This window comes from Comamonas sp. BIGb0124, assembly GCF_003752175.1.
Lineage (GTDB): Bacteria > Pseudomonadota > Gammaproteobacteria > Burkholderiales > Burkholderiaceae_C > Comamonas_F.
Genome location: NZ_RJVF01000008.1, coordinates 487,618 through 510,330, shown reverse-complemented (window position 1 = coordinate 510,330; position 22,713 = coordinate 487,618). Strand labels below are relative to the sequence as shown.

The following is a 22,713-nucleotide window of genomic DNA, read 5'->3' as shown; positions in this document are numbered from 1 at the left end:
TGTGAGCCGGTGGCAGGTCAATACACGGCCTTGGGTTCCAGCTGTCTGATCTGCTCGGCCTTGATCGCGTACGGCGCGGCCTGCACCTCGCGCTGCTGGCTGCGGTAGAGCGCCACCAGGTTGTCGAGCAGGGGCAGAAGGCGGGGCGACTGCGGCCCATCGGCCCGCTCGGTCAGGGCCAGCGCGCGCAGGAACTGTTGTTCGGCCTGGGCGAAACGCCGCCGGCGGTAGTCCTGCCCGGCCATGAAGTTCAGCGCCTGCGCCTGGCCCAGCAAGGCCTCGGGCACGTCGCCATGCGATTCGTAGATGCCCAAGGCCTTGCGGAACAGGGCCAGGGCCGGCTCGGCGTTCTGCCTGGCTTCGTTCATCTGGGCCAGATTGGCCACGATGCGGGCGGTCTCCAGGCTCAGGGCGTTTTTTTCCTCCACGATCGCAAGCGCTTGCGCCATGAGGGCTTCGGCCTGCGTGTACGCCTTGCGCTGCAGGTGCCACAGGCCGAGTTCGTTCAAGTGACTGGCCAAGGCCGAATCGCGTTCACCTTGGGCTTCGAGCAGCGTCACCGCCCGTCGATGCAGGGGTGCAGCCTCGTCGTACAGACCGGCCTGGCCCAGCACGCTGGCCAGACTGGAGAGGGTGCGCAGAAGCGCTGCGTCATCGACCGGTTGCCGGCTTTCACGCTGGCGCAGCGCCTCTTGCAGCGAACGCCGCGCGGCATCGAGCTGGCCCTGGCTTTGTTCGAACTGCGCCTGCTGCTCCAGCGCATCGGCCCGCAGGGCGGGGGGCAGCTCGCCTGGGGCGGATTGCAGCAGACGCTGGTTGTAGCGCGCGGCCTCGGACGGCTGCCCCTGGTCGGCATACAGTCTGCCGAGTGCCTGAAGCGCTTGCCGCCGCACAGCCGTGACTTCGGCGTCGGCGTCGGCGTCGGCATTGGCATTGGCATTGGCATTGGCATTGGCAGGCACCCGATCCGCAGTGTCCAGCGCCTGCCGGTAGGCATCGATCGCCTGTGAAGGCGGGCCCGACGATTCCAGCGCCCGCCCCAGATTGAGCGCCAATGCGGCGGTATTGGCTTCAAGTCCCTGGCCGCTTTGGCTGGTGCTCAGGGCCTGGCGCAGCAGATCGGCGGCTTCGCCGTCGTGGCCTTGCTTCTGGCGGATGAGGGCCAGCAGATTGAGGCTGCTGGCCACAAACGACTGGTTCTGTCCCTGGCCGGCACGGGCCTGCTCGAGCGCAGAACGTGCCGATTGCTCGGCCTGCGGCCAGTCGCCGGCGCGATAGGCCTGCTGGGCTTGATCGTAGTGCCGTTGCCAGACCTGCATGACATCGACCGGGGCCTTGGCCTGGGCCTTGCCCGGCGCGCCGGCCGCGGTTGCCGAGAACAAGGCCAGGCTCGCGACGAGCAGGGTGGGACCCAGCCAACTCAGCGGTGACGCAGAAGAATGCGCGAGACGAAGCCGTGTGCAAGCCCGCGCGGTGGGGTCGTGTCTCATCGGCCGGCCTGCCGGGATGCCTTGCAATGCCGCTCGACATGCGTCAGGGCGGCAGCAAACGCGGCTCGTGCGCCGGCGTCGACGTGGCTTTCCTCTTCGGGCGACAGTTGCACGTCATCCAGTTGCGCAATGAAGTCGCGCCAGTGTGCGGCCCGTCCATCGGCATGCGGTGCCAGATGGCGAGCGCCGAGACGGCCGTCCAGTCCCAGCCTGCCGGCCGCTTTCAGCAGAAACGCGGCCCCGATGTTGGAGCCCTCGACGGTGTAGAGCCACCCCAGTGCGGTGGGCACGTGATGTTGCGCGGCGAAGGTGAACGACGGCGCAGGCTGATCGGACGGCGGCGCGGCGCCGAGGTCATGCAGGTCCTGCTCGATCAGCGCCAGTCGGCTGCGTTCGGCCAACTGGGGCAGCAGCGCGTTGAGCGCTGGGTCGACAAACAGCGCCTGCACGTCGCGGTGCAGTGCGTATTGGGTCTGCAGGAAAGCCGTGTAACGCTCTCGGTCGGCAAAAGGCTGGAAATCCATGATGCGTTTGTCCAGCCGTTCGTGGATATCGCGGGTGGCGTTTTTGAGCCGGGCGCGACGGCTCGAGGTGGCGGACAAAGCCGCTGCGGATGAAGCGGCGGAAGGTGTGGGATGTGTCATGGTATGAACGGACAAGGAAGAAAAAGGGACGCCAAGGGGACAAAGCGAACGAGCGCGAGCGGCGTCAGAACGTCTTGTTGAAACCCAGGGTGATGCGGTTCTTTTCGTAGTCGTAGGCGTGCGGAATGCTGCTGCGGTTGTTGCGGTATTCGTAGGTCAGCATCGGCGTGAAGCCTTGCCAGGCCCAGCGCGGCGCGGTGACGTTGAGGTAGACGCTGCGCTCGTGGTCGCGCTGGCGTTTTCCGAAGAACGCATAGGTTTCTTCTGCACGTTTCTGGCGGTAGCCGTAGGCGAGGTTGACCGTGAACCGGTTGCCGAAAGCCTTGAAGACGCCAATCCGGGCGATCCGCTCGCCGTAGGCAAACACACGGTTCTGGGCATCGCTTTCGCGATACAGCAGATTGGCGTACAGCACCCAGTCGGGCCGCAGCGCGTAGCTGCCGAACAGGCCGACACCCCGCAGGTCGCCCTGCAGATAGCCGAAATGCGAGCTGAAGTCGCGGTGCTTGTAATCGAGGCTGGCCTCCAGTTGAAAGCGGCGGCTCAGTTGCTGACGCCAGCTGGCGCGTATGCCGGCCGCGCGATAGGCGGTGTAGCGGCCTTCGCGGTCATATTCGAAAGAGGGCAGCAACTGGAATTGCGTGCGGGCCGAGCTGTACTGGTAGCCGAGGTAGTTGACCGATGCCAGGTTGTCGTAGCTGTCCTGGTTGGCGTAGTGATTGCCGTAGTTCAGGCTGCGCAGCACCACGCCGTGGTGGCCGGAGATGGGCCAGAGCTTGTTGATGCTGGCCTCGAAGTAGACCCCGCTGTCGCCGACTTTTTTTCCGGGATTGTTCTGGAAACAGGCACCGTTCCAGTTCAGTGCGCATGGATTGACGACGGTGTTGGCGTTGTTCAGGTTGTCTTCGCGAGCCCAAGCCAGGGTCAGGGAGAATTGCGGCCGGGTGCGGTTTTCAAGGGCCGTGGTGTATTCCTGAATATGGCGTCCGATGACGGGCGGCAAGGCCTGCGCCTGGAGCCGCTTGAAGACGTCCTGCGCCTCGCGCAATTGGTTGTCGACAAACAATGTACGGCCCAGATCGATTTCACTGCGTGTGAACCCCGGGCTGGCCTGCACGACCTTGCGGTAACTTTCGATGGCCGCCTCGTAATCTCCCTTTGCGGCGTCATGGCTGGCCTCGACAAAATCGAACAGCGATGGATCGTGCTGAGGATCGCGTGCATAAATACGAAGCAAGCGGTCGGCCCCGAACCAATCCTGACGGTTGACGGCATTCAGGACTTCCAGGCTCAACTGCTGCAGGCGGTCTTTGGGGTTTTGCGTCAATGCCCGCAGGGCGGATTCATAACTGCTGCCTGCACGCCGCGAGGTTTCGGTCGGTGTGTCGATCTTGTTGGATTGCTGGACACGGCTTTGGTTGTTTTGCCATAACCGGTCAGCAGTGTCCTGCTGGTTTTGAAAGACACTGGTGTTGGGAATGTCGATGGCGGGCGGTTGGGGCGCCGTTCCGGTCTGTGCGTGGGCCCATGAAAGCAAGCTGAAGGCGATCCATGTGGCGCCGATGGCCATCGCTGTCGACGAGGCCGAGCGAGATCCACCTGAGGAACGGAAAACGGAATGGCGCAGAAAAAACATGGTGCGAGAGGCGATGAATAGCCTAAATGAAAGAACCTGCCCGCAGGCAGGTTCTGGAAATCACGCGACACATGGGGAAATGAGGCACGTGATTCAGCCGGGATTTCTAGAGAAAACCGGGCTTACTTGGCCACACCGCCGAAGCCTGCGACATAGCTGGTGCCACTGGTGCCGTTGGCGACGCCGGCAATGGCACTGGTCGTGCCGCTGCTGTAGAAATGACCGCTGGAGTTGCCCGTGCCGCTGGCGCCGTTGCCGCTCAGGCTCGAGCTGCCCGAGAACGTGCCTGTGCTGGAACTGGCGGCAGAAATTCCAAGTGCATAGCCGGAACCAGACAGCGTGCCCGTCAGCGAACCGTACCCGGCTGCCAGCGTCAGATCACCCTGCAGGGTGGTGATGGTCGCGCTGCCATCGAGTGCCAGGAGGCCAGCCGTTGCATAGGTGGTGGCGGTGCTGGGAACGACGAAGCCGGTCTGGTCGCCCACGGCGAAGCCGGCGTGTGCACTGCTGGTTCCTGCACCTTCGGTCGCGATGCCGAAATACACTTCCTGGGTGATCGCCGGCACCTTGAACCAGTTGAAATTGGTGCTGATGGTGCCGCCGTCTTCCACATGGCTGTAGCCGTTGAGCTGGTATTTGGCAAAGCTGTAGCCGCCGTACGACGTGGGGTTGTTCGTGTTGGTGTAGGCCAGAATGCCGCCCAGGTTGATGATTTCACCTGCCACCACGCCGACACCCGGCTTGCCCGAGGTATGGGGGCCTGCATTCACGTCCGAGGCGCCCACATACACGATGTTGTTCGATGGATCGGTCGTGTCGCTGACGACGGTTTGAGCTTGGGCAAAACCGGCGGCCAGCAAGGCGGCGAACATCAAAGTCTTTTTCATGTCGAAATACTCCTGAAGATGTGTGCATATGCACGAGAGGGTTTGGGATGTCTTTCCTTTGTCGTGACGACATGGGGATTAGACGGTTTCATCGTGGCGTGATTCCGGATGCGGCGCAAGAAATTTATTTATCCATATCGCTGGTCGAGTTATTCATTTTTTGGCAAAAGATAACCCCGCATGCGGAATCGTCCGCATGCCTGAAAGGTGAATATAAATACCCGTTTTTTGTTTACTGTTCTTCGGTGAAGGCGATCGAGAAATCCCAGCCTTCTTTTTCGGCGACGCGGAAGTAATAACTCGTATGGGCAGCTTGGCCTTCAGTCGTGAAGGTCACGGTTTCCCCTCGCCTGATGACTTGACCATTCGATAGTCCGCTGAACGACGGTGTTGCCGTGCTGCCGCTGGTCGTCGTCCTCGCCGCGAGATCGACGATGGTGTAGTCACGGTCAAAGGCTGTCAAAGAGAATGTCCGCGCGTTCACCAGATCGGTCGCCCCGCTGTGCCGCGAGGTGCTTTCGAGCGGGAAGAATTTTTGGGTGACGGCGGGGGAAACCCCGCTTTCCAGCAGAAGACTGGGGTAGTTGGCCCGCCCGACAACCGAGAAAGTAGCCGTTTGGGTGTCCGAGTAAGCGATGTAGTCGCTCACCATGAATTGCATCTCGTAATCACCCATGGTCTTGGTCTGAGAAGTCGATGCCGAGTAATAGGCCGTCTTGGTGCCGTCTGTCGCCGTGATCGAGTCTTGCGACGAGTGGTCGGTGAGTTGGCTGCCTGCCGGTTGCCGGGTGATGGTGAATGTGTAAAAAAGCGGGCTGTCCAGGTCGGGATCGAAATAGGTCGCCGTCGTGCCTTGAAGATAAACTGCGCCGTCGGAAGCACTCAGGATGAAAGGCTGGTCCGTCTTGCCTGCGACCGACGATCCATTGATCTTCAAACTCGACGCCACTGGCGCCTGGTTGACGCGCTTGGCGAAGACACTGGCATTCGATAGGGCGTTCGCGACTGTGCTGACTCCGCCATTGGAATCGCGCAGTTGCATCTGGATGGCGTAGAGACCGGGCTTGTCGGCTACGACGTAGGGCTCCGAACTGGCGGTACCGGCGTTCTGCAGCGTCGCGGTGCTGCCGTCCGGACGGTCGACCAAGGTCCACAGGTAGTCGAGCCGATCGCCGTTGCCATCGGTGCCGGTGCCGGTGAATCTGATGCTGTCGCCGACCATCACTCTGGAGAGGGTGGTCGTGACGCCGCTGGCGACGGGCGCTCTGTTCGCGCCGGTCTTGATGGTGTAGGTGGCGCTTGCAGCGACGCTTTCCTGGGCGCCGTCGGAGACGACGAGCTGCACCTGATAAGTCGCGGCGGTGCCCGAGGTCAGCACCAGGGTGTTGCCGGTGACGGTGAGTTGGTTCTCGGGCGAGGCCGTGTTCCAGTAGGTCCACTTCCGCGTGAGGGTGTCGCCATCGACGTCATACGAACGGGTGCTGGTGGCGCTGCAGTAGGCGGCGATCTCGCATTCGAACACGCCGGTGACGGGGCCGATGACGGCCACCGGTGCGGTGTTGACGGCGCCGGCAGGTTGGGTCACGACGATGCTGATCCGCTGGGTGGCGGCGATGTTGTCGTCGTAGACGGTGAAGTCGATGTAGTAGGTGCCGACCGCGTCCGGCACAAAGGTGGCCCGCGCCGTGTTGGCGTTGCTGAGGGTGGCGGTCGAACCGTAAGGCTTCACCAGAGCGCTGTTGTCGCGGTAGGCAGGGAAGGCCCAGCGGTAGTGCAGGGCGTCGCCGTCCGCATCGGTGGTGCCGCTGCCGTCGAGCACGACGGTCTGGCCGCGTTCGATGGTGGTGGGATAGCTCAGCGAAATGACCGGCGCACTGTTGGTGCTGCCGACCGTGATGGTGGCCAGGGCTGCTTCGCTGACCTTCTCGCCCTGGCTGACGACCAGCGAGGCGCGGAAGATGCCGACCGTCGTGGGCAGGAAGGTGGCCACTGCGCGGGTGGCGTTGCTCAGCGAACTCGCATCGCCGTCGGGGCGTTCGGTCAGCGTCCATTGGTAGGTCAGGCTGCTGGCGAGGGCGCCGGTGGGCGCGACGCTGCCGCTGCCGTCCAGGGTGACGGTGGTGCCGCGCGTCACGCTCTGGGTGGCATTGGCGACGATGGCAACGGGCACGTCGGTGGTCGCTGCGATTCGGACGGTGGCCGTTGCGCTGGCCTTGCTGTCGACGACTTGCAGGGTGGCCACGTAGGTGCCCGGGCGGTCGGGCGTGAAGGTGGGTTTGGCGTCCGTGGTGCTGGACAGCGTGGCCGTGCTGCCGTTGGGGACGGTCGAGAGCGACCATTCGTAGCTCAGGCTCCCGCCGTTGGGCGTCGTGCTGGCACTGCCGTCGAGGGTCACGGCCGTGCCGATGTTCACACTGCTTGCATCGGCCGTGGCGACGGCCGAAGGCGGGGTGATGACCGTGGTGGTTTCGTCGCCGCCCCCACCGCCGCCGCAGGCGACGAGCAGCAAGGCGCTGGCGCTGACCAGCCCTGCCATGAAGTTACGGAATAAAGGTTGCATGATGTCTGGCCCTCCTGGGGTGATGGGGCCGGCCGGGGTTTGTTTCCGGCCGGTCTGCGATGAAAGATCGACAAAAAATCGGATGCTCATGTGCCGTTTGCGCCAGGCAGCGATCCGACAGCGATGGGGGCATCAATAACGCAGGGTGACGCTCAGGCGCGCCGTGCGGCCGGGTGCGGGGATCAGTCCCAGGCCCAGCGAGTCGAGGTAGTAGCGGTCGGTGAAGTTGTCGAGGTTGAAGTCGACGCTGACGTTCTCGCTGGCCTCGTAGCTGGCGAAGAAATCGAACACCTTGTACGAATGCCACGGCACCACGGGCAGGAAGCTGCGCGAGGTGTCGTCGTTGTACTGCGGCGTGTTGGTGCGCTGCCCCATGAAGATGGCGCGCAGGCCCAGGGTCAGGCGTTGCTGGAACAGCCGGGTGCCGAGCGTGAAGTTGCCGTGCCAGTTGGGCGGCACCATGTTGTTGACGTAGCTGCCGGCGATGCCGTAGTCGTTGCAGGCTTTGACGCGATAGCTGCCGGTGTGGCAGATCTCGATTTCGTTGTACTTGGTGGCGCCGAACTCGGTGAATGCCCAGCCGAGATCGTAGGAGCCCGAGAACTCCAGACCGTTGAAGGTGGCACCGTCGATGTTGCGCATCACCAGGGCGTTGGAGGCCGAGCTTTCGCTGCCGCCGCTCTCCCACAGATTGGCGGTGGTGCGGGTCAGATAGTCTTTGGTGTGATTGCGGAAGTACGCGAATTTCAGGCGCAGTTTGTCTGTGCTGGTGAAAAGGCCGTCTTTCAGGTAGTTGGCGCCGATTTCCTTGTTGCGGGTGTGCTCGGGCTTGAGGATGACATCGGGCTGGGCCGTGACCGAGAAGCCCTGGGTGCTTTCGAACAGGCTGGGCATGCGGTAGGCCTCGGCATAACGGCCGTAGAACTGCAGGCCGCGGTTGCCGGGCTCCCAACTGATGCTGGCCACCGGTGCCGTGCCGCTTTTCTTGTTGCTGTTGGGGATGGGGTCGCAGGCGCCGTCGCCGTTGCTGTCGGTGCACGACGGGCTGGTGGTATCGGCGAGAACGACATCGCGGTCGTCGTTCGACTTGAACCGTGCGTAGCGCAAACCGGCATCCAGAATCACCGTCGAAATCGGCTTGTACTGCCAGGCGGCGAAGGCGCTGTACTCGTCGCGGTCGCCCGCATGGCCGGCCGATAGCGCGGCGCTCGGCGTGTTGAGCGTCAGGGGCGTGCTTTTCATGTCCTCCCATTGGCCCGACACGCCGTAGCGCAGTTGACTCTCGCCCCATTGGCCGTGCCTGAAGCTCGAGGTGTTTTCCAGATCCAGGCCGGTGCGGTTGTAGGTCTGGCGTTCGTTGTTGTAGAGATCGGGTTCGGTGTCGCTGGGGCTGTTGTTGGTCGATCGGGTGTGGGTGCGCCACAGATTGGCGCGCAGATCCATCAGCGGGTTGTCTTCGGGATTCCAGCGGTAGCGGCTGACGTAGGTGTCGACCGTGACTTCGCTGTTGCGCGGCTGCGAGACGGGATAGAAGTTGGCGAAGCGGGTGATCTGCGACGGCATGATCTCGCTGTATTCGCTGCTGTAGCGCAGATAGCTCAGCTCCAGCTCCTGGTCGTTCGGCAGATAGGTCTTGCCCTTGAGCAGGCCGGTCTTGCTTTCGAAGTTGGTGCCCGGAATGCGTTCGCCCGCCTGAAAAACCGATGCCCCCTGCACGGTGGGATAGACCGCGGTGTAGAAGGGCGTCCGCACGGTGTCGGATGTGTCGACCCATGCGCTGGGGCCGTGCGTGCCGGCGTAATAGTTGCCCTGATGGCGCTCGGCGTAGGCGCCGACCAGGTCGATCTTTTCCCAGCGCTTGGCCGCGGCGAGGCTGCCGGCCCAGCTCTTGGGCTGGAGCGTGGAGGGGCGATCCATGCCCTCGGGGTAGCCCCATTCGGTGGGCAGCGCATGGCTGCCCGAGCACAGGCTGGCCGTGGCGCAGTCGGTGCGGTAGACCGGGTTGGCGCCAAAGGTGCCGCCGGTGTAAAGACCTGCCGGTGTGCCGGCTTCGACGGGCGAACCGCTGTTGTTGCCGATCGCCGTGCCGCGCAGGCGGATGCCGAAATCCTGGCCGGGCCGGATGATGTCGTCGGCATCGAGGGTGCGCATGCTGACCAGGCCGCCGGTTGCACCCGTTCCCTGCGCAGACAGCGTGGGCCCCTTGTCGATCTGGATTCCGCCGATCAGGTCGGGGTCGATGTAGCTGCGCGAGGCAACGCCCGAGTAGCCCCGGTAGACCGTGGTTTCTTGCCGCGCACCGTCGACGAGGATGGGCACGCGGCCTTGGCCCTGCATGCCGCGGATGTTGACGTCGAGCCCGCCGCTGTTGCGGTTTTCGCCCACCAGCACGCCGGTCGTGCCCTTGAAGATGTCGCCGACCGACGTGCCGCGCGATCGTTCGATGTCGTCGCGCGACAGGTAGCTCGAAGATCCGGCCTTGCGCCAGGCGTCGTCCTTGCGTTCGTCTTCGAGCGAGGTGGCGCGGACTTCGACCGTCCCCATCGTGACCGAGGCCTCACGACCGACACCCGACGCCTGGCCCGGATCGGCAGGCGATCCGTACTCGAGCACGAACCCGGATGCGGTCGACCGTGCGACCAAGCCCGTGCCGGCCAGGATGCGGGTCAGACCCGCCTGCGCCGACGCGCTTCCCTGCAAGCCCGGAGACGTCTTGCCCTCGACTTGCTCCGGCATGAAGGACAGTGCCAAGCCGGCCTGGCGAGCGTATTGATTCAGCGTCGCGCTCAGCGGGCCCGGCGGGATGTCGAAGCGCGACACGGCCGGGCCGCCTGCCGCAGTCTGCGCCTGGGCACCGGCCGGAAGCCCGGCCAGGCAGGCACAGATCGCAAGCGTCAGCGAACCGAGCAGGGCAGTCGGCGCTCGGCTGGGACGGGCAGCCCGAGATGGACGGCGCCGCTGCGCAAAGGGCGAGGGGCCGAGGGTTGGTCGTATGTGCATGATTTTTGGGTCTCTTCATACACATGCCGAACGAGCCGGCCAAACCCGACAAAAAAAGATCGAAAAATCTGAATTATTTCGAAGCTCTTCTGACGTAAGCCCACAAAGCCGTGCGCGTGACGACCTCGATCGGCAGGGCTTCCACCAGCAGCGCGAGCAGTCGCGTGGTGTCGGCCAGCCGGTAAGTGCCAGAGACACGGACATTCACCAGGTCGTCGTCCCATCCGAGATAGCCCGGCCGATAGCGGCTGACCTCGGCCAGAAAATCCGTCAGCTTCATGTCGTCGACCACCATGATTCCGGAGGTCCAACTGAACGGATCCAAGCCCTGCCCATGATTGGCCAATCCCTGCCTTTGCACGCCGCTGCGCGTGATGAACCACGTGCTGTCGGCCTGTGCCAGGGTGGCCGTGCGCGTGATCGACGAGTCGCGCCATCCGGGGAACATGCGCACCGTGCCGTCCTGGACACTCAGCCGGCTCGACGCCTGCCGAGGCAACAGTCGAACCGCGAAGTCTGCCCGCGGCGCCTCCATCAGCCCTTGATCGGTCAGTACCCGCAAGGGAAGCTGGGGCGACGACGATCCGCCGGCTGCGGCGCGGATGAACACTTCCCCTCGATCGAGCAGGACGGTACGCTGCAGCTCGCTGAACCGGACCCTGACGGCGCTGTCGGTATTGAGGGTCAACAGCGTGCCGTCGGGCAGCTCGATGTCCCGTTGCTGCCCGGTTTCGGTGGCGTAGTCGGCCCGCCATCTTTCCCAGGGCAGATGGCGCTCGGTGAACCAGCCGACCGGTGCCGCAACCAGAAAAAACGCGGCGAGGCGGCCCATGTTCTTGCGGCGCTCGAGATTGGTGCCCGCGTACTTGAGTGCGTGCACATAGGTCTTCTTGTCTTCGGCGGGCAGGCGCGCGATGTTCTGGCGAAGCAGCCCGGAGGTCTGCTGCACCGCTTGCCAGGCCTGTTCGTGTTCGGCCCGCTCGTGCCGCCAGGCGTTGCAGCGCTTCTGAAGATCGAAGTTGTCGGGCTGGGACTGCAGCTTGACCAGCCAGTAGATGGCCTGCCGCTCGAGATCGTCGTCGTGTCGACGCAAAGGCACGCTGACAAAGGCGTTCATGGCCGCGCCTGTCCTGCAACCACGCCATCTCGCAACATGCAATGGCACCTGAACAAACCCTCGGCAATGTATCGCTCTATCGTGCGGACGGTGACGCCCAGTTGCGCCGCGATTTCGGCGTAGCTCACGCCTTCGATCTGCGAGAGCAGGAACGCCGTCCGCATATTGGGCTTGAAGGTGTCGATGAGACGCCCGATCAGCTCGAGGGCTTCGAGGATCAGCGCTTTTTCTTCGGGGGAGGGGGCATAGACCTCCCGGCGAAGGGCGAGCGCATCGAGGTAAGCCTGCTCGAGCACCTGACGGCGTGACCAGTCGACGATCAGGCCTTTGGCGATCGTCCTCAGGTACGCACCGGGTTCACGCAACTCGGCAAGGCCGGCGTGAGCGGCCGGCCCGCGGGTGAGCACACGGACAAAAGTTTCGTGAGCCAGATCGGCCGCCTGGCTTGCATTGCCGAGCTTTCGGTGGAGCCATGCCAGGAGCCCATGGTGATGACAGCGGTACAGCCCTTCGACAGGATCGCATGCAGTGCTCAGGACAGTCATGACAAGGGGGCCTCCAACGAGATCGGTGAGAAAACGTTTGCAAAATATCACAATTGGGATTGATTATCATTAATTGATTGGTTTTCACTTCTCGGTGTAGGGCTTCTGCGGGGGGAGGGTCATCAAGGGTGCTTGAGTGCTTGATGGCCAGGGCGTTTTTGACGGAGGCGGGGCATTTCTCGTGTTGTACTGTGGTCGGTCTTGCCGTGTTTCAGGCCGATAGATGCCTCATAAATTGGTCAAATAGTATTGATTTGACCAATTTATGTGGCAGTTCTTCAAAACCGAAAAATCAAGAAATGCCATATTAAATTGGCAAAAATGGGCATTTTGGCTAATATATGTGCTATGTCTAAGTCTTCATTGCCCGCGTTCCCGACAGTGCTCAAACAACTTGCTCTGTTCGGCGAACGGGTGCGGCTGGCGCGCGCGCGTCGCGGGCTGCGGACCGAGCTGTTTGCCGAGCGGGTGGGTGTGTCGCGCGAGACACTGCGCCGTATGGAGAAGGGCGATCCGACCATCGCGATCGGCACCTATCTGCGTGCATTGAGGGTGTTGGGGCTAGACAAGGACATCGACCTGCTCGCCGCGGACGACGAACTGGGTCGCAAGTTGCAGGATCTGGCGATCACGAAGCCTCGCCTGCGCACTGCTGCCAGCGCGTTCAGGAACTAACGGCATGGCACAGGACAACCGGCAAGCATGGGAAGTTCATCTCGATGCTTCAGAGCTTGGGGGTCTACACCGCGTGGGTACGCTGTATAGGCATGACATGCGGACGGATCTTGCCGCGTGCTTTGCATATGACGCGGACTGGCTGAAATCGGGACTGGCGTTCATGCTGGACCCGCGCCTGGAATTGTGGCGAGGCGAACAGCACCCGCCCGTTGATTACCCGGCGTTCGGGGTCTTCATGGACTCGGCGCCAGACCGCTGGGGCCGGGTGCTCATGGAGCGTAGGGAAGCTGCGACCGCGCACCGTGAGCAACGGCGAATGCGCAAGCAGCAGGAAATCGACTTCCTTTTGGGTGTGTTCGATCAAACCCGAATGGGCGCCCTGCGTTTCAGGGACATCCGGGGTGGGCCTTTCCTCGACGACAGTCCGCACGCTGCTCCGCCCGTGACGAATCTCCGGGAACTTGCCTACATCAGTCGACGGGTCGAAGAGCCCGGTGTAGAGAACTTGCCGGAGTACGAACGATGGTTGGCCATGCTTGTGGCACCCGGCTCGTCGCTTGGCGGCGCGCGACCCAAGGCCAACTTCGTCGATACCGATGGGCGGCTGTGGATCGCGAAGTTTCCCGCGCGCGATGATCGCTACGATGTCGGGGCCTGGGAATTTGTGCTGCACCAACTGGCGCAGCGTGCAGGTATCCGGGTTCCGCCTGCGCGGCTGGATGCATTGAGCGAACGCTATCGCACGTTCTGTGTCAGCCGCTTCGATCGGATGGGCGAAGTGCGGCGCATGTACGCTTCTGCAATGACCTTGCTGGAGCGGCGCGATGGCCAGGATGGCGGCAGCTACCTTGACCTGGCCGAATTCATCAGCGACCAGGGTGCCCGTGGCCATGTCGCCGAGGATCTGGCACAACTGTTCCGCCGATTGTTGTTCAACATTCTGGTCGGCAACCGTGACGATCATTTTCGCAATCATGGTTTCATTCGCGAGGCATCCGGCTGGCGGCTCGCGCCAGCCTTCGACGTGAATCCCAGCCTGTCCAAGCAGGACCATGCGATTGCGGTCAATGAGCAGAGCACCATTGGCGATGTGACCCTTGCTCTGGAGACCGCCGAGCTCTATCGACTGACAAGAGCACAGGCGCAAGCCATGCTGCAAGAGGTGCGCGGTGTCGTGGCTGACTGGCAGGAGGTCGCGCAGCACTTTGGCTTGACCGGTGTGGAAGTGGCTCGGATGCAGGGAGTGATGCAGACATAGGCTCGACAACCGGACGATCTTTAAGCCAGTTAACCGGCGTTGCGCACCCATGTCAAATGCGCCGGAGATGGGTTAACTCTGATTTTCGTCACAAGCAGGGCTGCCCTGCATCCGCGCCCGCAGGTAATCAGCCAATCTTGCGTCGGTCGCATAGACGTAGCATCCCTTCATGCCCCGCGTCATGAGTGTGCGATACGTGTTTTTGATGATCATGTCGGCCTGCCGCGCAGCCTCGGCGGGCTGCTCCTTGGACATCTTCACGAAGCCCTTCATGGTCTTGTCGTGCCGGTCACGGGCTCTGGGAACGGATTTCAGCGTGTCGCCGTCCATCACCAGGTCGGGGCCGATGATCACTCCCACGTAGTCGACTTCCAGCCCTTGGCAGGTGTGAATGCATCCAACCTGTTGAACTGATTCCGGTGCCACGATCCAGAGACTGCCATCTTGGTCCAGGTTCCACTGACGTTCATAGTCGCCGATAACCAGATCCATGTGTTTGGGGCTTTTTTGCTAGCCCAGGGCCAGCAGTAGCCGGCCACGACGCGCGCGCGATTGTTGCCGTTCGTCGCCTCGATCGCCGCATGGAGCTCGGCCGGGTCATCGAACACCTGGAAATCAAACGGGATGTCGTCGAGCGTGTGGTTGGCTGTCGGTCGAATCTGCAGAACGTCGTCCACCCACGCAAGGTAGCCATCGGAGCCGGCACAGCGGAACTGCGAGGTCAAGGAATATTCCTCGACCTCGGCTCCCCGGGCCACGGCAAAGTCGCGAATGACCGATTTGGAACCGACATCCTTGAGCGTCACGCGCTGGTCTTCGTCGATGAAGAAGATGCTGCACTTCGCGGCGTCGATCAGTTCCTTCACCTGGTGGGTACCCAGGTTGCCGTAGAAACCGCTCTTCTCCGTCAATCGGTGTGCCTCGTCTACCACCAAGACGTCGAAGGCATCTCGTTCGGTCTCAGTAAACGAACCAGATCCGCCGAACAGATTGACGAGATGTGCGTTCTCCGGTGTCTGGATCAGCTTGTCGCTGTAGACCGCACGCGGAGCGGCATTCTTGGAAATGTACTTGACCGTCAAACCCTCACGCAATGCAGCCAGCAAATTGACTGCCACGACCGACTTGCCGGTCCCCGGCCCGCCTTCGATGATCACGACACGAGCCTTGCTCGAAGCATTGGCTTTGTGGCACGCCGCCTTGGCTGCCTCGAAGACCATCTTCTGATCGTCGATCAATGCGAATTCTTCGTTGCCCTTGAGCAACTTGCCGACGACGTCCGCGAGCGCCTTGGAGGGACGCAGGCGACCCTTCTCCAGGTCGAACAGTATTTGACGACCTCGTCCATGCCGGATGTGCTGCTTGATGAACTCGCGAAGTCGCTTGCGGTCTTCATCGCCCTTCAGGAACAGAGGGGCTCGCTCGATATACGGTTGGTAAAGGGGCGCATCGATGACACCGTCGGCTGCGTAGTTGTGCAAGTATGCGCAAGGACGCAATTGAAGTCCGCCGTCGTAGACAGCCTCATTAAAGCCTTCCAAGAAAGCCGTGTACGACCAAGCCTGGTAGCTTGGATGGATGCGCACTTGATCAGGTCGGCTACCGCCTCGCAGCAGAACGATCGCATCCCGATCTGTCGCATCCACCGATGACCACTGCTTGAGTTCAACGACGATCAAGCGCCGCGAGCCGTCGTCGGCATGCCCTGCAAGGATCACGTCGATGCGCTTGGCTGTTTGCGGAAGGATTGCGGGAGCTGGTCGTATTTTGTGCTGGTGCCGCGCGATGTCTCTACGGGGTACTTGACTGCATTGGCGGCCAGCTTGCTCGCAATGGCTGCGTTGAGATCGACCCCGAGCACGTCAGCCAGTCGGATCAGGTAGAGGGTGACATCGGCGAGTTCGTCGCGTACGGCCTTGGCCGTTTGGGGCGCGGATGCGGCAGTGTGCGAATCGGCTTCAGTCATCCACTGGAAGATCTCGGTCAGCTCGCCGACTTCGCCGGAGAGAGCCATCACCAGGTTCTTGGGCGAGTGAAATGGCTGCCAGTCGCGCTCATCGGCAAATTGCCTCAGGGCTTGTGTTGCACCGTCGACGTCCATCAGATTCTGTTCCACGTCATACCCTTTCTGGACATATTGTGACCGACTCCAAGGGCTCGGCATGCCAAAAAGCCTTCGCGTAACAAGAGGGGGCTTCACGAGCCTGCATCACATCGTGAGTGGCTGGCGGATCAGGGGGGCTTCCATGAAAAGCGCCCTCCACGCCGCGCAGGAATGCCTGAGTTTCTCAGTGACGCATGGCGGTTGGCCCGGACCCGAAGTTCAGCTTACTGCGTATCGGATTCCACACGTGCAGCCTGTGCCAGTGCGCATTGCTCCAGCACTGAAAAAGCCTTCAGCGCAGACGGCCCCATGACGAATGGATGCGGATCGTTAAGACCGCGACTGTTGAGCCGTGCCATCTTTTCGATCGAACTGTCTCGGTTGGGGTGGTTTGACAAGAAGACATCCACGCCTTGTTTTGCGGCGATTTCACCCATGCGGGCAGCGGATCCAGCGTATTGCCGCAGTTTCACATCATCCGGACCAAAATTGAATCCGGTGCCGCCCCAAAGGGCCGCTGTGTGCCGCACGCCCTTGTCATCGACCTTAAAAATCAAGGAAATCGTTCCTGGTGTATGGCCTGGAGTCTCCAGAATTCGAATATCCGTACCGGGAATCTGAAGGACCTCTCCATCCTTGACGACGATGTCCCGTAACGGGCGAGGTCCCCAATTCGGGTTTTCGATCCGTTGGGCAGGATCTTCGAGCAATTGCCAATCGGCTTCACTCATGGCGACACGGGCGCCGTAGGTTGTCGCGATGTAGTTTTGTCCACCGTAATGATCCCCGTGCCCATGCGTGATGACGATGTATTTGATCTTTTCGGGGTTCAATCCCAGAGTCAAAATTCCAGCGCTGATGATTGACTTCGATTGGCGATCGGAGTTCATGGCGTCGATCAGGAAGTACCCATTGTCTGTACCCAGCAGCCAAGCCGATACCTGTCGATTGCCGACAAAGAAAAGATTGTCGAAAACCCGCATGGGCGGCAGCGGCGGAAGGGCTTCGCGTGTCGACCGTTCCGGACGAGGTCGTGCGGGATCGGATTCCCGTTGCCCAGCGACGATCAGACGCTTCGAGAGATCGCAAAGATCAATCAGGCCGGGGAAGTCTTTTCCGTCCCTGATTCCGGCCGACGAATACGCTTCAGCTGTCCGATTTTTTAGGGTATCTGCATGAGATACCACGGCCAAAGACGAAAGTATTCCGAATACAAGACATGCCTTGGCATGAAGAGAAGGGGAAATCGACAAATCGGTGCTCCTGTATTTATCTCATCGAAGTGGAGGAATGAATTGCCCACTGCAGGGCATCGATGACCTCCTTGCGGCTATCGGTCGCCGGCTCGATATTTTCGATCGGACTGACGACGTGCCGCCCCCTGACAGAGGCTCTTTACACAAAGAACTGTCGAATCGAGCAAGGATACGGAGCGTGCCTCTTCTACAACCGCGTCAAAATCCAGTTGGCATCGAATACCTTGCGCCTGTCTCAGGCGCCCTGCCTCTTGGCTGCGTGGCGTGGTGTACCTGAAAACGAGGAGGGTGAGTCGAACAGCGGTTGGCTCGTCTCTTGTACGGCCGATGCGCAGAGCGAGCGACACCCGAGTCGATCGACTCACTCAGTCCGTGGCTGCCATGCGGAAAGCATGTCGAGCGCCTGGTCGTAGTTGCCCGTGGCTTGGGCCGTTCGAAAGAATTTAGCGCGTTCCACGATGATTTCCTTGGGCGTGGGTTTGCCATGCAAAAGGGCAAGCGTCTCGTCGAGGAAGTCTTCGAGGGGCATGGCGTGGTCGTCACTTTCTTGACCAAACAACATCGTGCGCACGCCAGGGGGCGCCAGCTCAATCACGCGCACGGAAGTCTCGGCGAGCTGAACGCGCAAGGCCTCGGTGAACGCATGGACGCCCGCTTTGGTGGCGCTATAGGTCATGGCGATGGGGAAGGGAACAAATGCCAATGAAGAGCTGACGTTGATGATGACGCTGTCGCTTTTCAGAACGAGTTGGGGCAAGAACGCGTAGGTCATGCGAATGGTGCCCAGAAGGTTGATCGCAACGGACTCTTCCGCACTCTTCAGTGAATCAGGCTCCAAAGCCTTTTCGCTCAACATGATGCCCGCATTGTTGATGACTACATTCAAGTCAGGGTAGCGCGCGGCGGCCAGCTCGCTCGCCTGGACGATGGACTGGGCGTCGGCCACGTCCAGTTCGATCGCTTCGATACCCGGGTGATCGGTCGTGATCTGCTCGAGCAGCGCCTTGCGTCGGCCTGCGACGATCACCTTGTTGCCCGCCTGATGAAAACGTATCGCTAGCCCGAGCCCTATGCCCGAGGTGGAGCCCGTGATGAGAATCGTATTGCCTGAGGTCTTCATGTGTCTCTCCGGATCGATGAAAAGGGTAAGATGCTGACAAACGGACAGATGTCCGATCGGCAAAGATTAACGGACAATTGTCCGTTTGGCAAAAATTTAACCCTTCGGCAAGGAAGACATTTGGCGCAGCCACTCAAAACGGATCGCCCGTCACGCGCTGACGCGCTACAAAATCGCGAACGCATCCTGTCGGTGGCACTTGCGGAGCTGACCGTTTCCGCAGACGTGCCACTGAGCGCGATCGCGAAGAAGGCTGGCGTAGGGCAAGGCACCTTTTATCGGCACTTCCCGACACGGGAGAGTCTGGTGATAGAGGTCTATCGCTACGAGATGCTTCAGGTCGCCAAGTTTGCGGAGGATCTTCTCCACACGCGTCAGCCCGACCAAGCCTTGCGTGAATGGATGAGTCGCCTTGCCGAGTACGCCATGACCAAGGCGGGTCTGGCCAACGCAATCCGCGAAGTATCGATCACGCAGGACTGCAAGGGCAAGACCGGCTACGCCCCGGTTATCGCCGCCGCTCAGTTACTGCTCGATGCCAATGAAAGAGCAGGGACCATCCGTGCCGGTATCACCACCGATGATTTCTTCTTGGCGATAGCAGGGATATGGCAGATCGATTTCAAGGAAGATTGGCGGCCGCGTCTGACTTGGCTCATCGATTTCGTGATGGCGGGACTGCGCGCGGGCGCGCCGCTCAAACCCGCTGCTTAGCCGGCTTTGTGTTCAGTATGTCGGCACATCGTCTCGGCCCACTCGATGAGCGCCTGCATCGACCGGCCCAGGGCATAAGCAGTCGATCAGGTTGTTTCATTCTGAGAACCGCAGCGAGCCTTTCGCCGCACACAGTTGGCAATTGATGACCCTCTTCAACTGGCCTGTTAAGGAGAAATAGCATGAAAATCGGGATCATCGGAACGGGCAACATTGGCGCGTCCCTGGCTCGCAAGCTGCTGGCAGCAGGCCATGAGGTCAGCGTCGCCAATTCTCGGGGCGTGGATGGCGTTCGTCAGTTCGCAGACGAGATCGGTGCGCAAGCCGTAGACGTTCGCGGAGCGGTCAAGGGTGCCGACGTCATCGTCCTTTCCATTCCGCTCCCAGCCGTCCAGTCGCTGCCGGCGGATTTGTTCGATGCGGTCGCCACCGATGCCGTCGTCGTCGACACCGGCAACTACTACCCGGACCTGCGCGACCCGCACATTCCGGAGATCGATGAAGGAAGTCCTGAAAGCCTGTGGGTCGCACGGCAAATCGGGCGTCCTGTGGTCAAGGCGTTCAACAACGTGCTGGCCCACACACTCGCAGAGTTGGGACAATCGGAGGGGGCTCCCGGCCGTCTTGCCGTCGCTGTGGCCGGGGATGACCTGCGCTCCAAGGTCATCGTCATGGAACTTGTCAATCAGACGGGCTTCGATCCGGTCGATGCGGGCACACTCGCCGAGTCCTGGCGCCAGCAGCCATCAACCCCTGCGTATTGCTGCGACTACGATGCGCAGGCCATGCGCAAGGCCCTGGCTGCGGCTGCTCCTGGCGTTGCGGCCACGATCCGCGATCAAATGCCGGCCTTGTTCGCCAGACTCGGACCCACTCCCACCCACGCCGATATCGTCGCCGCGAATCGTGCGGTCAACGTCGTTGTTGCCGGCGAACAGGCATCCTGAACCGGTCGATCAGCCTGTGGGGGCGGCAGGCTATTGCCGTTACCGCCCTCTGACGCTGCGAGCCTCGTTGGCGAGGGATAGCCCGACAGACTCGCTTTCTTGTGCGTGCCATGTCTCCAACGCAAACACCCCTTGATACCGAACGCCTTCACTGCTGTCCGGGCTCATCAGCGCAAGGGCGCGGTCGATGCAGTCACGCGCGGCATCGAGGGTGCTGCTCATCACCGCGTCGGATGCGGAACTGTCCTGGTCGGTCGTCCGCGTCATGACCTCGAGGCTGGCGAGAATGCCCGCAGCCTGCATGATCTCTTCCTGCGCGGCACCCGACATGAGATGCACGCCGTGCTGCGAGTAGGTGACCACACGATCGGCCACTTTGGCGGCGTGCCGGATCATGGTCATGATGTGTTCTTGCGCCTGTAGCAAGGCATCTGCTTCTGCGCCTTCGAAGAAATGACCGATCACGAACAGCGTGCCGGTGAGGCGGTTCAGATCGGCTTCGATCAGAGCACAGAGATCGTTATCGGAGAGCTTCTGTGCGGCGGGTGTGGGCGGTTTTGGTTGAGTGGTGTGGGTCATGCTGCGCCTCCATTTTGGAAGGCGCAGACAGCCATCGCGACGCTGTTGTCAGCGTTGGCGGCGGGTAGTGTGGAGGCGACGGATTTGCCTTGTACAGGCGGGGCAGGCACAGCACGGTGGCTGGCATTGAAGATGACGGATGTCACCATGGTGGAGGCTCCTACGTGAGACTTGAAGCCACACGCGCCCTGTTTTCAAGCAAAGCGGGTGGACGGGATGTTGAAAACACGTACGTAGCCGTGCGGCCAGCCTTACGGACTGACCCATCCCGTCCATAAATTTTGGATGGCGCGCAGACGCGCCATCGGCCAATCTGGACGTGACAAAACCTCGCTTCGGGGAGGTTGCACCGCTACGTATCAGGTGTTTTCAAGCACCAGCCCTTTCGGGATTCGTGGATTGTGGCACGCGCATGGGGTGCGGGCAAGAACGGCGACGGCTGGATGCCGTCCCTGCCCGTCGGGGCCGCTCAGCGTGTGTATTCGCCGTTCGCTTCGGGCTGATACAACACCCGCGTGAGCCGGGCCTGGGCGAGCAGGCCGTCGGCCTGCCGCCAGGCGGCGGTGTCGCCTTCGCTCAGGCCGAGCAGGGCGGTGCCCACGGGCGAGAGCACCGAGATGGCGCCGCGTGCGGCATCGGCATCCTGCGGCCAGCAGAGGGTGATCTCTTGCTCGCTGCCCAGGGGCGACAACTGCTGCACCTGCAGCCGGCTGTTGAGGGTGGCCACCTGGGGCGGCACGGCCTGCGAGGGCACGATCCGGGCCAGGTCGATCAGTTCGTCGAGTGCCGGGTTGTCGCCCAGCGGCTCGGGCGTGCCGTGTGCGTCGAGCAGTTTCTCGAGGCGAACCTGGTCGAGCTCGGTGATGGTCCGTTGGGTGAGGGGGGTCGCGGCGATGGCGTGGTCTGACATGGTGTGATCTCGATCGAAAAAAGAGGAACGCGTGCCGGGGCGCGCCGGCCTGGCCGGCGCTGCCTTCGGCAGGGCGTCTGAGTGAGAAAGAAAGGAAACCGAGCCCGGCGATATCCACGCGCAGAGCGTGGAAGAAAGATGACCGCCGGGCCTAGGAATGTGCGGCCAGCAGGCGGTGAACGAAGCGTGCCGCGCGGCCTGGAGAGGCGGCGCGGACAGGGGTCGTGGACCGGCAGGTGACGAAAAGGGCGTTCATGGGCAAGAGCCCCATGCTAACCCGATTTGGGTGCAACGGCAAAAACGGCCTGCGCGATCCCGGTGAGCGATCGCGCCTCGTTTGGGTCAGTCGTCGATTCGGGCCGGTTCGTAGAAACGAAAACCTTTGGCCCTCAGGGTACTGACCGGCAGCATGCGGCCGCAGGCCTCTTGCACCTTGCTGCGCAGGCGCCTGATCTGCGTATCCAGCCGGCGCTGGTCGTACGACAGGAAATCCTTGCCCATGGCCTCGACAATGGCGCGCCGCGTGACGCATTCGGCATCGCTGATGAGCACGCGCAGCACGATGTAGTCCTGCTCGGACAGATTGATCGCCACGCCGTTCGAAGAGATCAGCTGGCGCGGGCTGGCCGACAGTCGCCACCATGAGGGATTCTCAGGCAGCAATTGCGAAGTGACCAGTGCACCCTCGTCGAACTTTCGGTCGGTGATGTCGCGGGCAACGCCGATGCGCAACTGGCGTTCTTCGGACCAGGTCGCGGACCAACTGATGTAGACCACCGAGCCGTCCTTGCGGATGTAGCGGTTCTCGAAATAGCGCTGCTGGTAACCGTCCATGACACGGTCGATGGACTGTTCGGTTCTGTCGAGGTCGTCTGGATGCACCAGGTCGAGCATGCATTTGCCGACCATTTCTTCAGGTGTGTAGCCGAAGATGCGCTCGCAGGCACCGGTGGCCGAGACGCATATCGCTTCTGCGGTGACCGCGCAGATGGCATCGAGCATGAGGTCGCCAAAATCGCTGAAAGGCGCAACCGCCTCGGGTTTTTTTGTTGCGTCGTCCATCACAGGCTCTTTTGGTCACCTGCATCGTGCTCGAAGGGGGCCCAGTTGAGGTACTTCCACCGAAACATACAAGAATATTTTCAAACAATTGACGCTGGCCGCTCCCGGTGCATCGATGCATCGGACGCGCGGCCCTGGAGCGCGGGCTCCGGAACGCAGGATGCCATCGACAGGCTGATGAGTGAGTGGTGCTCTTGGCGCAGTCG

The 22,713-nt window shown here is 61.8% G+C and carries 21 protein-coding genes; 4 read left to right on the top strand and 17 right to left on the bottom strand.

Going from position 1 to position 22,713, the window contains the following annotated elements; all coding sequences use genetic code 11:
• Positions 1-17: 17 nt before the first annotated feature.
• The 8 genes from EC845_RS03495 to EC845_RS03455 form a co-directional block, all read right to left on the bottom strand.
• On the bottom strand, positions 18-1,490 hold the full coding sequence (locus EC845_RS03495) for a tetratricopeptide repeat protein (protein WP_123295810.1): 1,473 nt from the start codon (positions 1,488-1,490) through the stop codon (positions 18-20).
• Positions 1,487-2,134, bottom strand: a complete 648-nt coding sequence (locus EC845_RS03490) for a biliverdin-producing heme oxygenase (protein WP_123295809.1) — start codon at positions 2,132-2,134, stop codon at positions 1,487-1,489. Before EC845_RS03490 ends, EC845_RS03495 begins: the two co-directional genes overlap by 4 nt.
• A 64-nt stretch (positions 2,135-2,198) precedes the next feature.
• On the bottom strand, positions 2,199-3,770 hold the full coding sequence (locus EC845_RS03485; RefSeq protein WP_123295808.1) for a surface lipoprotein assembly modifier: 1,572 nt from the start codon (positions 3,768-3,770) through the stop codon (positions 2,199-2,201).
• Between the two features lie 122 nt (positions 3,771-3,892).
• On the bottom strand, positions 3,893-4,657 hold the full coding sequence (locus EC845_RS03480) for a hypothetical protein (protein WP_123295807.1): 765 nt from the start codon (positions 4,655-4,657) through the stop codon (positions 3,893-3,895).
• 232 nt (positions 4,658-4,889) lie between these two features.
• Positions 4,890-7,217 (bottom strand): PKD domain-containing protein, encoded by a 2,328-nt coding sequence (locus EC845_RS03475; RefSeq protein WP_148077234.1) that lies wholly within the window; start codon positions 7,215-7,217, stop codon positions 4,890-4,892.
• A gap of 132 nt (positions 7,218-7,349) precedes the next feature.
• Positions 7,350-10,217: a TonB-dependent receptor gene (locus tag EC845_RS03465; RefSeq protein ID WP_123295804.1), complete on the bottom strand. Its 2,868-nt coding sequence runs from the start codon at positions 10,215-10,217 to the stop codon at positions 7,350-7,352.
• Between the two features lie 73 nt (positions 10,218-10,290).
• Positions 10,291-11,334: a FecR domain-containing protein gene (locus EC845_RS03460; protein WP_123295803.1), complete on the bottom strand. Its 1,044-nt coding sequence runs from the start codon at positions 11,332-11,334 to the stop codon at positions 10,291-10,293.
• Positions 11,331-11,879 carry a sigma-70 family RNA polymerase sigma factor gene (locus EC845_RS03455; protein WP_123295802.1) on the bottom strand — a complete coding sequence of 183 codons (549 nt, stop codon included), beginning with the start codon at positions 11,877-11,879 and terminating at the stop codon, positions 11,331-11,333. The genes EC845_RS03460 and EC845_RS03455 overlap by 4 nt, the downstream gene beginning before the upstream one ends.
• A gap of 348 nt (positions 11,880-12,227) precedes the next feature.
• Here EC845_RS03455 and EC845_RS03450 point away from each other — a divergent pair, with 348 nt between their 5' ends.
• Complete coding sequence (locus EC845_RS03450; RefSeq protein ID WP_199739713.1) at positions 12,228-12,554, top strand: helix-turn-helix transcriptional regulator; 327 nt, start codon at positions 12,228-12,230, stop codon at positions 12,552-12,554.
• A gap of 4 nt (positions 12,555-12,558) precedes the next feature.
• Positions 12,559-13,815: a type II toxin-antitoxin system HipA family toxin gene (locus EC845_RS03445; RefSeq protein WP_123295800.1), complete on the top strand. Its 1,257-nt coding sequence runs from the start codon at positions 12,559-12,561 to the stop codon at positions 13,813-13,815.
• A 72-nt stretch (positions 13,816-13,887) separates the two neighbouring features.
• Here the strand turns inward: EC845_RS03445 and EC845_RS22785 are convergent, their stop codons facing one another.
• The 5 genes from EC845_RS22785 to EC845_RS03425 form a co-directional block, all read right to left on the bottom strand.
• Positions 13,888-14,268, bottom strand: coding sequence for a DNA/RNA helicase domain-containing protein (locus tag EC845_RS22785; RefSeq protein ID WP_370451249.1), 381 nt, complete (start codon positions 14,266-14,268; stop codon positions 13,888-13,890).
• Positions 14,166-15,533, bottom strand: a complete 1,368-nt coding sequence (locus tag EC845_RS22780; RefSeq protein ID WP_370451232.1) for a DNA/RNA helicase domain-containing protein — start codon at positions 15,531-15,533, stop codon at positions 14,166-14,168. The genes EC845_RS22785 and EC845_RS22780 overlap by 103 nt, the downstream gene beginning before the upstream one ends.
• Positions 15,530-15,916, bottom strand: a complete 387-nt coding sequence (locus tag EC845_RS03435; protein WP_199739739.1) for a nucleotide pyrophosphohydrolase — start codon at positions 15,914-15,916, stop codon at positions 15,530-15,532. Before EC845_RS03435 ends, EC845_RS22780 begins: the two co-directional genes overlap by 4 nt.
• A 227-nt stretch (positions 15,917-16,143) precedes the next feature.
• Positions 16,144-17,172: an MBL fold metallo-hydrolase gene (locus tag EC845_RS03430; RefSeq protein ID WP_148077233.1), complete on the bottom strand. Its 1,029-nt coding sequence runs from the start codon at positions 17,170-17,172 to the stop codon at positions 16,144-16,146.
• A gap of 364 nt (positions 17,173-17,536) precedes the next feature.
• Positions 17,537-18,295 carry an SDR family oxidoreductase gene (locus EC845_RS03425; RefSeq protein WP_123295797.1) on the bottom strand — a complete coding sequence of 253 codons (759 nt, stop codon included), beginning with the start codon at positions 18,293-18,295 and terminating at the stop codon, positions 17,537-17,539.
• A gap of 120 nt (positions 18,296-18,415) precedes the next feature.
• On the opposite strand from EC845_RS03425, the gene EC845_RS03420 reads away from it, so the two are divergent.
• Both EC845_RS03420 and EC845_RS03415 read left to right on the top strand, forming a co-directional pair.
• Positions 18,416-19,009 (top strand): TetR/AcrR family transcriptional regulator, encoded by a 594-nt coding sequence (locus EC845_RS03420; RefSeq protein ID WP_199739712.1) that lies wholly within the window; start codon positions 18,416-18,418, stop codon positions 19,007-19,009.
• A gap of 182 nt (positions 19,010-19,191) precedes the next feature.
• Positions 19,192-19,956, top strand: coding sequence for an NADPH-dependent F420 reductase (locus tag EC845_RS03415; protein WP_123295796.1), 765 nt, complete (start codon positions 19,192-19,194; stop codon positions 19,954-19,956).
• Positions 19,957-19,995: 39 nt separating this feature from the next.
• Here the strand turns inward: EC845_RS03415 and EC845_RS03410 are convergent, their stop codons facing one another.
• From EC845_RS03410 to EC845_RS03400, 4 genes are all read right to left on the bottom strand, one after another.
• Positions 19,996-20,535, bottom strand: a complete 540-nt coding sequence (locus tag EC845_RS03410; RefSeq protein WP_123295795.1) for a hypothetical protein — start codon at positions 20,533-20,535, stop codon at positions 19,996-19,998.
• A complete protein-coding gene (locus EC845_RS22270) occupies positions 20,532-20,684 on the bottom strand; it encodes a hypothetical protein (RefSeq protein ID WP_158615601.1) in 153 nt (50 codons plus the stop codon). Before EC845_RS22270 ends, EC845_RS03410 begins: the two co-directional genes overlap by 4 nt.
• A 320-nt stretch (positions 20,685-21,004) precedes the next feature.
• Positions 21,005-21,445, bottom strand: coding sequence for a GreA/GreB family elongation factor (locus tag EC845_RS03405; RefSeq protein ID WP_123295794.1), 441 nt, complete (start codon positions 21,443-21,445; stop codon positions 21,005-21,007).
• 342 nt (positions 21,446-21,787) lie between these two features.
• Complete coding sequence (locus tag EC845_RS03400) at positions 21,788-22,507, bottom strand: PAS domain S-box protein (protein WP_123295793.1); 720 nt, start codon at positions 22,505-22,507, stop codon at positions 21,788-21,790.
• Positions 22,508-22,713: the final 206 nt, after the last annotated feature.